Annotated in this window: 13 protein-coding genes; 4 read left to right on the top strand and 9 right to left on the bottom strand. The window is 72.0% G+C overall.

Annotation, left to right across the window (positions count from 1 at the left end):
- Nucleotides 1-48: 48 nt before the first annotated feature.
- From ABT300_RS34795 to ABT300_RS34775, 5 genes are all read right to left on the bottom strand, one after another.
- Entirely contained in the window at nucleotides 49-1329 is a 1281-nt protein-coding gene (locus tag ABT300_RS34795) for a beta-ketoacyl-[acyl-carrier-protein] synthase family protein (protein WP_351684482.1), read from the bottom strand.
- A gap of 102 nt (nucleotides 1330-1431) precedes the next feature.
- Complete coding sequence (locus ABT300_RS34790; RefSeq protein WP_057583001.1) at nucleotides 1432-1680, bottom strand: acyl carrier protein; 249 nt, start codon at nucleotides 1678-1680, stop codon at nucleotides 1432-1434.
- 81 nt (nucleotides 1681-1761) lie between these two features.
- Entirely contained in the window at nucleotides 1762-2763 is a 1002-nt protein-coding gene (locus ABT300_RS34785; RefSeq protein WP_351684478.1) for a ketoacyl-ACP synthase III, read from the bottom strand.
- A 9-nt stretch (nucleotides 2764-2772) separates the two neighbouring features.
- Nucleotides 2773-3690: an ACP S-malonyltransferase gene (locus ABT300_RS34780; RefSeq protein WP_351684475.1), complete on the bottom strand. Its 918-nt coding sequence runs from the start codon at nucleotides 3688-3690 to the stop codon at nucleotides 2773-2775.
- An 89-nt stretch (nucleotides 3691-3779) separates the two neighbouring features.
- A complete protein-coding gene (locus ABT300_RS34775) occupies nucleotides 3780-4985 on the bottom strand; it encodes a PucR family transcriptional regulator (RefSeq protein ID WP_351684473.1) in 1206 nt (401 codons plus the stop codon).
- Nucleotides 4986-5155: 170 nt separating this feature from the next.
- Here ABT300_RS34775 and ABT300_RS34770 point away from each other — a divergent pair, with 170 nt between their 5' ends.
- Nucleotides 5156-5848, top strand: a complete 693-nt coding sequence (locus tag ABT300_RS34770) for a pirin family protein (RefSeq protein WP_351684488.1) — start codon at nucleotides 5156-5158, stop codon at nucleotides 5846-5848.
- Here the strand turns inward: ABT300_RS34770 and ABT300_RS34765 are convergent.
- On the bottom strand, nucleotides 5817-6635 hold the full coding sequence (locus ABT300_RS34765) for a serine hydrolase domain-containing protein (protein WP_351684471.1): 819 nt from the start codon (nucleotides 6633-6635) through the stop codon (nucleotides 5817-5819). The genes ABT300_RS34770 and ABT300_RS34765 overlap by 32 nt on opposite strands.
- 210 nt (nucleotides 6636-6845) lie before the next feature.
- Here ABT300_RS34765 and ABT300_RS34760 point away from each other — a divergent pair, with 210 nt between their 5' ends.
- The gene (locus ABT300_RS34760) at nucleotides 6846-7334 is read left to right on the top strand and encodes a MerR family transcriptional regulator (protein WP_057583016.1); all 489 of its coding nucleotides are present in this window, start codon (nucleotides 6846-6848) and stop codon (nucleotides 7332-7334) included.
- Nucleotides 7331-8347: an aldo/keto reductase gene (locus tag ABT300_RS34755; protein ID WP_351684467.1), complete on the top strand. Its 1017-nt coding sequence runs from the start codon at nucleotides 7331-7333 to the stop codon at nucleotides 8345-8347. The genes ABT300_RS34760 and ABT300_RS34755 overlap by 4 nt, the downstream gene beginning before the upstream one ends.
- On the opposite strand, the gene ABT300_RS34750 is transcribed toward ABT300_RS34755, so the two are convergent.
- From ABT300_RS34750 to ABT300_RS34740, 3 genes are all read right to left on the bottom strand, one after another.
- Nucleotides 8348-9199, bottom strand: a complete 852-nt coding sequence (locus ABT300_RS34750) for a DUF4429 domain-containing protein (RefSeq protein ID WP_351684485.1) — start codon at nucleotides 9197-9199, stop codon at nucleotides 8348-8350.
- A 58-nt stretch (nucleotides 9200-9257) separates the two neighbouring features.
- Nucleotides 9258-10475, bottom strand: coding sequence for an alpha/beta hydrolase (locus ABT300_RS34745; protein WP_351684464.1), 1218 nt, complete (start codon nucleotides 10473-10475; stop codon nucleotides 9258-9260).
- 112 nt (nucleotides 10476-10587) lie between these two features.
- A complete protein-coding gene (locus ABT300_RS34740; protein WP_351684461.1) occupies nucleotides 10588-11217 on the bottom strand; it encodes a TetR/AcrR family transcriptional regulator in 630 nt (209 codons plus the stop codon).
- Between the two features lie 66 nt (nucleotides 11218-11283).
- On the opposite strand from ABT300_RS34740, the gene ABT300_RS34735 reads away from it, so the two are divergent.
- Nucleotides 11284-12903 carry an MFS transporter gene (locus ABT300_RS34735; protein WP_351684459.1) on the top strand — a complete coding sequence of 540 codons (1620 nt, stop codon included), beginning with the start codon at nucleotides 11284-11286 and terminating at the stop codon, nucleotides 12901-12903.
- The last annotated feature ends 142 nt before the right edge of the window (nucleotides 12904-13045 follow it).

Raw genomic sequence — 13045 nt, 5'->3', positions numbered from 1 at the left:
CCCGGACTCCCCGTGGGAGTCCGGGCCGCTTCACGTGCACCGCGCGGATCAGACCGTCCGGAACGCCAGGACGACGTTGTGCCCGCCGAACCCGAACGAGTCGTTCAGGGCGGCGATACGGCCCTCGACGGGCAGCTTGCGCGCCTCGCCGCGCACGACGTCCGCGTTCGCCTCGGCCTCGGGGTCGAGGTTCTCGACGTTGATGGTGGGCGGGGCGATCCGGTTGTACAGCGCGAGCACCGTGGCGACGGACTCGACGCCGCCCGCGCCGCCGAGCAGGTGGCCGGTCATGGACTTGGTCGCGGAGACCGCGAAGTGGTCCGCGTCGTCGCCGAAGACCTTGCGCAGCGCCTTCAGTTCGGCCACGTCACCGGCCGGCGTGGAGGTGGCGTGCGCGTTGACGTGCACGATCTCCGCCGGGTTCAGGTCGGTGTTGTCCAGCAGGTTCTGCAGGGCGTGTGCGATGCCGCGGCCCTCGGGCTCCGGTTGCACGATGTCGTGGCTGTCGGCCGAGATGCCCTGGCCGACGGCTTCGGCGTACACCCGGGCGCCGCGCGCGGCGGCGTGCTCCGCGGACTCCAGGACGATCACGCCGGCGCCCTCGCCCATGACGAAGCCGTCGCGGGCGACGTCGTAGGGACGCGAGGCGGCCTGCGGGTTCTCGTTGTTCTTGGACATCGCCATCATGTTGCCGAACGCGGCGATGGGCAGCGGGTGGATCGCCGCCTCGGTGCCGCCGGCCACGACGACGTCGGCGCGGCCCGTGCGGATCATCTCGATGGCGTAGCCGATGGCCTCCGCGCCCGAAGCGCACGCCGAGACCGGCGTGTGCACGCCGGCGCGGGCGCCGACGAGCAGACCCACGTTGGCGGACGGGCTGTTCGGCATCAGCATGGGCACGGTGTGCGGGGAGACGCGGCGGACGCCCTTGTCCTTCAGCACGTCGTACTGGTCGAGCAGGGTGGTCACGCCGCCGATGCCGGAGGCGATGACCGCGCCGAGCCGGTCGGGGTCGACCTTGCCGTCGCTGCCGTCCTCACCGGCCTTGCCGGAGAACCCGGCGTCCTTCCAGGCTTCCTGGGCCGCGATCAGCGCGAACTGCGCCGAGCGGTCCAGCTTGCGGGCCTGCGGCCGCGGAATGACCTCGAGGGGCTCCACGGCGACCGGGGCCGCGATCCGGACGGCCTGTTCGGCCGCCCACTCCTGGTCGAGTGCCTTGACGCCGGACTTGCCGGCGACGAGGCCCTCCCAGGTAGAGGCTGCGTCGCCACCCAGCGGTGTGGTTGCGCCGATACCGGTGACGACCACGGTGCGATTGGTCGGGCTCACGGATTCTTTCTCCAACGTTGCGAGGAGGACTGCCCCCGCCTCAGCGGGGAGAACGGCGCCACCGCCGGGTGGCGGGGCAGTTCAGCCCAGGTGATCGGTAGATCAGGCCTGGTGCTTGAGGATGTAGCTCGTCGCGTCGCCGACGGTCTTGAGGTTCTTGACGTCCTCGTCCGGGATCTTGACGTCGAAGCGCTCTTCGGCGGCGACGACGACCTCGACCATGGACAGCGAGTCGACGTCCAGGTCGTCGGTGAAGGACTTGTCCAGCTGGACGTCCTCAACCGGGATGCCGGCGATCTCGTTCACGATGTCGGCGAGACCGGCGACGATCTCTTCCTGAGTGGCGGCCATGTGGCGCTCCTTCTTTACTGTTCCAGAGGGTGTGGCATGGGCTGATTCCCGTCCCGGACCGGATGATCCGGCACGGAGTGCCTAGGGGAGGGTAACGACAGTGGCGGCGTAGACGAGACCCGCCCCGAATCCGATGACGAGCGCGGTGTCGCCGCTCTTCGCCTGACCGGTCGCCAGGAGCCGCTCCATCGCGAGCGGGATCGAGGCGGCCGAGGTGTTGCCGGTGGTGCGCACGTCACGGGCGACCGTGACCGTCTCCGGCAGTTTGAGGGTCTTCACCATCGAGTCGATGATCCGCTCGTTGGCCTGGTGCGGGATGAAGACGTCCAGCTCGTCGGCGGTGATGCCGGCGGCGTCCAGCGCCTCCTTGGCGACCTTCGCCATCTCGAACACGGCCCAGCGGAAGACCGCCTGGCCCTCCTGCGTGATGGCGGGGAACTTCGCGACGTGGCCGTCGCGGTAGTCCGTCCACGGGACCGTCTGCTTGATGGTCTCCGACTTGTCGCCCTCGGAGCCCCACACCGTCGGTCCGATGGCCGGTTCGGGGGAGGGGCCGACGACGACCGCGCCCGCGCCGTCGCCGAACAGGAAGGCCGTCGCGCGGTCCTCCAGGTCGGTCAGGTCGGACAGCCGTTCCACGCCGATGACGAGCACGTACTCGGCGGAGCCCTCCACGACCATGCCCTTGGCGAGGGTCAGGCCGTAGCCGAAGCCCGCGCAGCCGGCCGAGATGTCGAAGGCGGCGGCCTTGGCCGTGCCGAGCTTGTCGGCGATCTCGGTCGCCACGGCCGGGGTCTGCTTGAAGTGCGAGACGGTCGAGACGACCACCGCGCCGATCTGCTCGGCGGTGATGCCGGCGTCGGCGATGGCCTTGCCGGACGCCTCGACCGACATGGCGGCGACGGTCTCCTCGTCGTTCGCCCAGTGCCGGGTCTCGATGCCGGAGCGCGAGCGGATCCATTCGTCGGAGGAGTCGATCGTCTCCAGGATCACCTCGTTGGGCACGACCCGGGTCGGCCGGTAGCCGCCGACGCCCAGGATGCGCGCGTACGGGGAGCCCTTGCTGGGCTTGATCTTCGCCATCAGGGCTCCTCAGGCGACGCCGTGCTCGGCGATGAGCTCGCGAGCGGCGTCGAGATCGTCGGGGGTCTTCAGCGCCAGCGTCTTCACGCCGGGCAGGGCGCGCTTGGCGAGGCCGACCAGCGTGCCGCCGGGGGAGACCTCGACGATCGCGGTCACGCCGAGCTCCTTGAAGGTCTCCATGCACAGGTCCCAGCGGACCGGGTTGGCGACCTGGCCGACCAGCCGGTCCAGGATCTCGGCGCCGGCGGACACGGCCTGCCCGTCCTTGTTGGAGACGTAACGGACCGTGGGGTCGGCGGGGTTGAGCTCGGCGGCGGCCTTGGCCAGGGACTCGACGGCCGGCGCCATGTGGCGGGTGTGGAACGCGCCGGCGACCTTCAGCGGAACGACCTTGCGGACGCCCTCCGGCTTGTCCTCGTTCAGCGCGGCGAGCTGCTCCAGCGTGCCCGCGGCGACGATCTGGCCCGCGCCGTTGATGTTCGCCGGGGTCAGCCCCAGCTTCTCCAGGTGCGCGACGGAGACGTCGGGGTCGCCGCCGAGCAGCGCGGACATGCCGGTCTCGGTGATCGCGGCGGCGTCGGCCATGGCCAGGCCGCGCCTGCGGACCAGGCCCAGCGCGGCGGTGTCGTCGAGGACGCCCGCGAAGACGGCCGCGGTGATCTCGCCGACGCTGTGACCCGCGACGGCGCCGGGCGTGACGTCGCCGAGCGCCGCGGCGGAGACGAGCCCGGCCGCCACGAGCAGCGGCTGGGCGATCGCGGTGTCGCGGATCTCGTCCGCGTCGGCGTTCGTGCCGTAGTGCACCAGGTCGAGGTCGATGGCCATCGACAGGGCACGCAGACGGTCCTCGACACCGGGAAGGTCGAGCCAGGGAGTCAGGAAGCCGGGCGTCTGGGCGCCCTGGCCGGGAGCGACGAGTACGAGCACTCTCACACTCTCTCTTGGGGACGGCCGAAGCCGCCCGTGGGGACAGGGACGAAGAACGGCAGGGGGTTTTGTGGGCCCCCGACAAAAAGCTAGCTCTGAGGATCTCCATCGACCAGACGCCCCAGGATCAGTGCGATCCGGAGCGTGAACGCGGAGCGTACATCCGAAGGCGACCAGCCGGTGACGTCAGTCACACGTCGAAGCCGGTAGCGCACGGTGTTCGGATGCACGAAGAGCATCCGGGCGGCCCCTTCGAGGCTGGACGCCTGTTCGAGGTAGACGGAGAGCGTCTCCAGGAGCGCCGACCCCGCCTCCTCCAGCGGTCTGTAGATCTCCTCCACCAACTGCTCACGCGCGCCGGGATCGCCGGCGATCGCGCGCTCCGGAAGCAGATCGTCCGCCAGGACCGGCCGGGGTGCGTCCTGCCAGGCGGAACACGCCTTGAGCCCGGCCGCGGCGGCCTGTGCGGACCGGGTCGCGGCGAGCAGGTCGGGCACCACGGGCCCGGCCACCACCGGGCCGGCGGCGAACGGCCCGATCAGGGACTTGGCGACCGCCAGCGGGTTGTCGCTGCCGCCGGCGATCACCACCAGCCGGGCGCCGAGCACCCCGGTGAGCACCTGGAGCTTGGAGTGCCGCGAGGCCCGCCGGATCGCCTCCACGGTCAGCTCGGAGTCGCCGTCCGGGGCGGTGCCGAGGACGACGCACACATGCTCCGGCGAGTTCCAGCCGAGCGCGGCGGCCCGGCTCACGGCCCCCTCGTCGGCCTCGCCGCTCAGCACGGCGTTCACGACGAGCGACTCGAGCCGGGCGTCCCAGGCGCCGCGGGCCTCGGCGGCCTGGGCGTAGACCTGGGCGGTGGCGAACGCGATCTCCCGGGCGTACACCAGCAGCGCCTCGCGCAGCACGTTCTCGTCACCGGGGGCCGCGACCTCGTCGATCGCGGACTCCATGACCTCGATGGTGGTGCGCACCATCTCCACCGTCTGCCGCAGCGTGATGGCCCGGGTCAGCTCGCGCGGCGCCGTGCCGAACACATCCGTGGAGATGGCCTGCGGGGCGTCCGGATGCCGGAACCACTCGGTGAAGGCGGCGATGCCCGCCTGGGCGACCAGCCCGATCCAGGAACGGTTCTCCGGCGGCATCGCCCGGTACCACGGCAGTGTCTCGTCCATCCTCGCGATGGCCTGGGCGGCGAGGCTCCCGGAGGACTTCACCAGCCGCTTCAGCGTCGCGGGGTGGGAGTGGACGGCGTGCGCCGCGGGTTCGGGATGACTGGTTTCGGGTTCGGGCACGGGACAAGACTGCCTCATCGCGGCGGCGGCGTGTGTCGCCGGGTCGCAGGTGGGGACGTCCCGTCGCGGCCGGACGGCCCCCCTCCCGGGCCGCCCGCAGGCCTTTCCCCCAGCGCGCCCCGTCGCGGCCGGCCCCGCTCGCCCGGCGGCGGGTCTACCGTGGTCGCGTGATGGACGTACGGCGCGCCGACGAGCGCTTTCGGGGCGGGGACCGGGCGGCCGGGATCGACACCCGGCACGCCTTCTCCTTCGGCCCCCACTACGACCCCGACAACCTCCGCTTCGGCGCGCTGATCGCCTGCAACGAGGAACGCCTCGCGCCCGGCGCCGGGTTCGACGAGCACCCCCACAGCCACACCGAGATCGTGACCTGGGTGATCGAGGGGGAGCTGACCCACCGCGACTCGGCCGGACACGAGACACGGGTGCGCCCCGGCGACGTGCAGCGGCTCAGCTCCGCGGCCGGCGTACGGCACGTGGAGCGCAACGACGCCGACGTCCCGCTGGCCTTCGTGCAGATGTGGCTGGCCCCGCTGGACGCCGGCGGCGACCCGTCCTACGAGATCGTCCGCGGCATCGCCGACTCCACCCCGTACGCCGTCCCCGAGGCCGGCGCGATGCTGCACGTGCGGCGTCTCGGCGCGGGGGAGCGGACGGCGGTCCCGGACGGGGAGTACGTGTACGTGCACGTCGTGCGCGGCGAGGTGCGGCTGGACGGCGAGAAGCTGGGCCCGGGCGACGCGGCCCGCGTCACGGACGCCGAGGACCTCGAGGCGGTGGGGCTGAGCGGCGCCGAGCTGCTGATCTGGGAGATGGCCCGCCCGGCCCCGGCTACCGCGCCTCGGCCAGCACCGCGTCCGTGAACGGCGGCCAGGCCTCGACGGCCCAGGGCCCGAAGGCGCGGTCGGTGAGCGCGACGGCCGCGACGCCCGCCCCGGGGTCCACCCACAGGAACGTGCCGGACTGGCCGAAGTGCCCGAACGTGCGCGGCGACGACGAACTCCCCGTCCAGTGCGGCGACTTGGAGTCGCGGATCTCGAAGCCGAGCCCCCAGTCGTTGGGGTTGTGGTGCCCGTAGCCCGGCAGGACGCCCTTCGTCCCCGGGTACTGCACGCTCGTCGCCGCCGCCACCGTCCGCGGATCCAGCAGCCGCGGCGCCTGCAGCTCGGCCGCGAACCGCAGCAGGTCCGTGACGGTGGACACGCCGTCCTTGGCCGGCGAGCCCTCCAGAGAGGTCTGCGTCATCCCCAGCGGCTCCAGCACCGCCTGCCGCAGATACTCCGCGAACGGGATGTCCGCCGCCTTCGCGATGTGGTCGCCGAGCTGCTCGAAACCGGCGTTGGAGTACAGCCGCCGCTCACCCGGGGCCGCGGTCGTGCGGTGCTCGTCGAAGGCCAGCCCGGAGGTGTGCGCGAGCAGATGACGCACCGTGGAACCGGCCGGCCCCGCGGGCTCGTCCAGCTCCACCGCGCCCTCCTCGTACGCGACGAGCGCGGCGTACGCGGCGAGCGGCTTGGTGACCGAGGCCAGCGGGAAGCGCCGGTCGACCGGGCCGTGGGTCCCGAGGACCGTGCCGTCGGCCCGTACGACGCCCGCCGAGGCGGAGGGAACCGGCCAGTTGTCGATCAACGCGAGACTCTTCAGCGACATGCCGACGAGCCTATGCCGTCCGCTCCGCGCGTCTCACCGCAGCAGCTCCGTCAAGGGGTCCGGGGGTCCCGGCGGACGGCACGGCCCGGGGCCCGGACGTCTGCACGGCCGGCGGGGGCGGCGCCGACCGGCTCGATCTCGCCGCGCCGCCCGGAATTCTTACCGGTTTCGCTTGCTTGGAGCACACTCCAAGGCCATAGCGTGGGAGCCATGACGGTGTTGCAGACCACGCCCGTGACCATCGAGCAAACCCCGAGCCCCGCAGACGTCTGCTCCGCGCCACCCCCGCGGCACCCGCGCCCCGACGGACAGGACAGCTACACGATCAGCGAGGTCGTCGCCTTCACCGGACTCACGGCCCACACCCTGCGCTGGTACGAGCGGATCGGGCTGATGTCGCACATCGACCGCTCGCACACCGGCCAGCGTCGCTACAGCAACCGCGACCTGGACTGGCTGGACCTCGTCGGCAAGCTGCGGCTGACCGGCATGCCGGTCGCCGACATGGTGCGGTACGCCGAGCTGGTGCGCGAGGGCGAGAGCACGTTCGGCGAGCGCCACGAGCTGCTCGAGGCGACCCGGCGGGACGTCCGGGCGCGGATCGCCGAACTCCAGGACACGCTGGCCGTGCTCGACCGGAAGATCATGTTCTACGCGGACGCCACCCGCGTCCCCGAAGGCGAGAGGACCGCCCGATGACCGGCCGCAGGATACCGACGGCGCCGCTCGGCGAGCACGGACCCGAGGTCGGCGTCCAGGGACTCGGCTGCATGGGGATGAGCTTCGCCTACGGCCCCGCCGACGCCGACGCGTCCCGGGCCGCCCTGGAGCGCGCCCTCGAACTCGGCGTCACGCTCTACGACACGGCGGACGCCTACGGCGCGGGCGAGAACGAGCGGTTCCTCTCCCCCTTCTTCAAGGCGCACCGCGACGAGGTCGTGATCGCGACGAAGTTCGCCCTGTCGATCCCGCCGGACGACCCGACCCGGCGCGTCATCCGCAACGACGCGCCCTACATCCGCGAGGCCGTCGAGGCGAGCCTGCGGCGTCTGGACGTCGACGTCATCGACCTCTACTACATGCACCGGCGCGATGTGGGCGTGCCGATCGAGGACACCGTCGGCGTGATGGCCGAGCTGGTGCGCGAGGGCAAGGTGAAGCAGCTCGGCCTCAGCGAGGTGACCGCCGGCGAGCTGCGGGCCGCGCACGGCGTGCACCCCATCGCCGCCGTCCAGTCGGAGTGGTCGCTGTTCAGCCGCGACATCGAAGCGCAGGTCGTCCCGGCGGCCCGCGAGCTGGGCGTGACGCTGGTGCCCTACTCGCCGCTCGGCCGGGGATTCCTCACGGGCTCCTTCGCCGACGCCGCGACGGACCTGACCGAAGGCGACTTCCGCCGCGGACAGCCCCGCTACCACGGCGCCAACGCGGCGGCCAACGCCGCGCTCCTGGAGCCGATCCGCGCGGTGGCCGAGGCCCACGCTGCGACACCGGCCCAGATCGCCCTGGGCTGGGTCCAGCAGCAGTCCCGGGTGCACGGCCTGCCCGTCGTCCCCATCCCGGGCACCCGCAGTCCGGGCCGGGTCGAGGAGAACGCGGCGGCGACGGCCGTCGAGCTGACGCGGCAGGAGCTGGCGCTGCTGGAGCCGATCGCGGGCAAGGTCGCCGGCGACCGCTACGCGGACATGTCGTTCGCCTCCGCCGGCCGCGAGTGATCACAGCTCCGACAGCAGCTCCGCCTTCTTCACGGAGAACTCCTCGTCGGTGATCAGTCCGGCCCGGTGCAACTCCCCGAGGTGGCGGATGCGTTCGGCGATGTCGGAGGGATCGCGACGGGGGGCCGAGGCCGGCACCATGGCCGCGGGCCTCCGGTTGCGCACGGCCGCCAGGACCGCCGCCGCGAACGGCAGCGACTCGTGGACCGGTCCGTAGCCGAGACCGAAGACGACCGTCGCCGGGTCCTGGTCGGCCGGTGTCGCGGTCGGCTCGCCCCGCAGCAGCCGCAGATGCCCCTCGAACAGCTCCGGCGAGCGCCACTCCACCCCGGTCAGCTCGGACACGGCGAAACTCTGGTCGCCTGCCTTCCACTTCGCCGACGACGCGCCCGTCCAGAACCACCGGAAGCGCACCGTGCGCCCGTCGAACGAGGCCTTGCCGTCGTACGCCTTGAACGACAGCGGCCCCTCGGGGGCGTCCACCAGGAAGCGGTCCGCGGGACCGGACCCGGTCAGCCGCGCCCGGAGCTCGTCGGCGTAGTACTCGGCGAGCGTCTCCCGTTCGGCGGGCAGCACCAGCCGGTACGGATCGCACCCCTCCTTCAGCTGCCCCGCGGCCGCCTCCATCAGCGGATCGGCGCCGGGCCGCGGCTCGGCGCGCAGCACGACCGTCCCGCGCCGTCCCGGGGTCAGCGTCACCTGGGCGATGGCCGCCACCGGGATGCGGCGCTCGCCCAGCGCCGACAGCAGCTTGGGGGTGCGCAGCCCCCGTTCGTGACGGATGAGGACGGAGTCGGAATCGAACTCCCAGGCGGCATGAAATCCGGCCAGTACGTCACCCATGCGGCTCATCGTATGCGGGACACCCATTCTTCGTCCCCTCCCCGCGCGCACCGCAATTCCTGCGTCTCTACGCGCGTCCGGCCTTCGTCGTGTCGGACAAACCCGTCGTGCAGGCGACATCGTCGTGGGCGCACTCCACCGAGCCGTACGCGCCGATGCCGATCTCGGCGAAGTTGCGCAGGCTGTCGGTGCCCGGTTCGAAGTAGCCGCCGTGACCCTTGGCCTCCCGTGCCGACAGCACCCGCGCGCCGAACTCCCGCGCCATCGGGTCCTCGCCGTGCCCGAGGCCGCCGACCTCCAGGTGCGGCACGTCCTGGATCCAGTCGTCGGCGTCCCGCATCGCCCACACCCGGGCGTCGGTGCCCAGCTCCGCGGCGTTCTCCACGCGCATCCCGGGACTGCCCGCCACCGCGATGTCGGCGACCCGCTCGGGCATCGAGTGCGCGGCGACCCCGCAGACCACGGAGCCGTAGCTGTGGCAGAACATCGCCACGGGCGCGTCGCCGGGCAGCGCGCCGACGAGGGCGTTCAGTCGCACCGCGCCGTTCACCGCGCGCATCGCGGTGGCCGAGTCGATGCCCAGCCCGTCGGGGGAGGTGTAGTCGGCCCAGGCGATCACGGCCGTACGCGTCGACGGGCTCGCCTCACGCTCGGCCGCGTACAGCGCCTGGGCCATGCCGACCGGCGCCGAGTACTTGCGGTTGGTGCGCTGGAAGGTGAGCAGGTCGGTGTCGACGCCGGGCACGACGACCGAGATCCGGTCCGCCTGGTCGAGGCGGCCGAACACCTCGGCGGCCCGGCCCGAGCCCTCCGGGTCGAAGGCGAGGATCTGCCGGCGGGTGGAGCTCAGCGCCTCGTAGCGGTGCATACGGCGCTCGGCCAACTGCTGCCCGGCGGGCGAGAGTCGGCTGTCGTGCATCCGGATCCGCTCGATCGCCGCCTGCCGCAGCAGGGCGACGCGGTTGGCGCGGTAACGCAGCCCGGCGGGGGCGCCGTTCATGTTGCCGACGGCGAGCGCGTAGTCCTGCACGAGCGCGGTGTGCTGCGCCGCGTTGAGCGAGGCGAAGAACCGGGCGAGCCGCGCGGAGCCGGAATCGAGGTCCGGCAGCGCGCGGCCGGCGAGCCGGCCGTGCTCCCAGGCGGTGCGCGAGGTCTGCAGGGCGCTGTCGTCCCGTTGTTGGCGGACGGCGGTCCAACCGGTGGTCGCCAGCATCACGAACACCACGGCCAGGGTGGCGAGGGTGCGCCAGACGCCGAGTTGCGGGGAGGTGTCGAAGGAAGTCACTGAAAGGACACACTAGGAGAACGAGACGGTCTCGAGTGACCCAAGTGATGGGGATCACGTTTCGTTCGGCGTGGGAATGGTCATACAGACTCTCAGGCCTTGCGCCGGACCGTCAGGCCGTGCGCCAGTCTCCCAGCAGCGCGGGCCCCACCCCGTCAAGGTACGCCGCCGTCAGCGCGCGGATCCCCTCCAGGCTGAAGTCGTCGCCGGTGGACCACTGTCGCTCCGTCACCCGCATCACGCCGCTGAAGACGGCCACCGCCAGCCGGGGCCGGGGATCGGCGTCCACGTCGAGCCCCTCGCGTTCGGCGATCACCCCGGCGAGGTCCTCCTCGACCTCCGTCGACCGCCGCAGATGTGCGGCGAGCAGCACCGGCGTCGACTCGATCACCCGGTACATGCGCAGGTACTGCTCCACCGGCGCGACCGACTGCACGACCTCGTTGATCGAGTCCCAGCCGTCCAGCACGGCCTGCCGCAGCGCCTCCAACGGCGGCTCGTGCGGGGGGCGTTCGCGCACCGCCTCCACGAACCGGTCCACCGTCATCTCCACCAGGGCGAGCGCGGCCTCCTCCTTGCCGGCGAAGTAGCGGAAGAAGGTGCGCTGCGAGACGTCGACCGCGTCGGCGATCTGGTCGACGGTCGTCCCGTCGTACCCCTGGGAGGTGAACAGTTCGACGGCGGCCCGCAGCAGCGCGTCCCGGGTGCGCTGTTTCTTGCGTTCGCGCAGTGTCGTCGGCATGGGTGTCAGTTACCGCCTCGTGAACTCGATTGTCAATTGTCAGTGGCTGTCACTAGCCTCGAACGCATGACTAGTCAGACCACCATCGACTCGACGGGTCCGGGGGGCAAGGCGCCGGCGGACCGCTCGGACGGACCGCCCGCCAAGGGGCTGCGCGGCCACCCGTGGCTCACTCTCATCACCGTCGCCGTCGGCGTCATGATGGTGGCCCTCGACGGCACCATCGTGGCCATCGCCAACCCGGCCATCGCCAGTGACCTCGGCGCCACCTTCGCCGAGGTGCAGTGGATCACCAACGCCTACTTCCTCGCCCTCGCGGTCTCCCTGATCACCGCGGGCAAGCTCGGCGACCGCTTCGGCCACCGTCAGACGTTCCTGATAGGCGTCGTCGGCTTCGCCGCCGCCTCCGGCGCGATCGGCCTGTCGGGCAGCATCGGCGCGGTCGTCGCCTTCCGGGCGCTCCAGGGCCTGTTCGGCGCGCTGCTCATGCCGGCCGCGCTCGGTCTGCTGCGGGCGACCTTCCCTGCGGAGAAGCTCAACATGGCCATCGGCCTGTGGGGCATGGTCATCGGCGCCTCCACCGCCGGCGGTCCCATCCTCGGCGGCGTCCTCGTCGAACACGTCAACTGGCAGTCGGTGTTCTTCATCAACGTGCCGGTCGGCGCCCTCGCCCTGGCGCTGGGCGCGCTGATCCTGCTCGACCACCGCGCGGAGAACGCGCCGCGCTCCTTCGACGTGCCCGGCATCGCCCTGCTCTCCGGCGCGATGTTCTGCCTGGTCTGGGCCCTGATCAAGGCTCCGGCCTGGGGCTGGGGCGACGGAAGGACGTGGGCGTTCGTCCTCGGCTCGGTGGTGCTCTTCGTGGCTTTCGCCGTGTGGGAGTCGAAGGTGCGAGAGCCGCTGATCCCGCTGGCGCTGTTCCGGTCGGTCCCGCTGTCGGCGGGCGTGGTCCTCATGGTGCTGATGGCGATCGCCTTCATGGGCGGCCTGTTCTTCGTGACGTTCTACCTGCAGAACGTGCACGGCATGAGCCCCATCGACGCGGGCCTGCACCTGCTTCCGCTGACCGGCATGATGATCGTCGGCTCACCGGTGGCGGGCGTGCTGATCACCAAGCTCGGCCCGCGCATCCCGCTGGCCGGCGGCATGGCGGCCACCGCGATCGCCATGTACGGCATGTCCACGCTGGAGACGGACACCGGCAGCGGCGTCATGTCCGTGTGGTTCGCGCTGCTGGGCTTCGGCCTCGCCCCCGTGATGGTCGGCGCGACCGAGGTCATCGTCGGCAACGCCCCGATGGAGCTGTCGGGCGTGGCGGGCGGTCTCCAGCAGGCCGCCATGCAGATCGGCGGCAGCCTCGGCACGGCCGTGCTGGGCGCCGTGATGGCCTCCAAGGTGGACGGCGACCTGCCGGCCAACTGGAAGGCCGCGGGCCTGCCCGAGCTCACCCCCGCTCAGCTCGACCAGGCCTCCGAGGCGGTCCAGGTGGGCGTGCCGCCGGTCGCCAAGGGCACCCCCGAGGCGGTCGCCGCGAAGATCGCGGACGTCGCCCACGACACGTTCATCTCCGGTATGAGCCTGGCCTCGCTGGTCGCGGCCGGGGTGGCGGTCGTCGCCGTCTTCGTCGCGCTGCTCACCAAGCGCGGCGAGAACGCGGAGGCCGGCGCGGGCGTCGGTCACCTCTGACGGGATTCCGGCGACTTTCCCCTATCAGGGTGACGAGGCTAAAGGTTTCTCGCCTCCGGCACGCGTCACAGGTCACAGTGGGTCAGGCCCTCCGGATGGCAGGGCCTGCCAGGGCCGTGGCGCGCTGTCGGAGGGGTACAGC

This window comes from Streptomyces sp. NPDC001027 (assembly GCF_040299045.1).
GTDB lineage: Bacteria > Actinomycetota > Actinomycetes > Streptomycetales > Streptomycetaceae > Streptomyces.
This window is presented reverse-complemented; position numbering and strand designations above follow the sequence as displayed.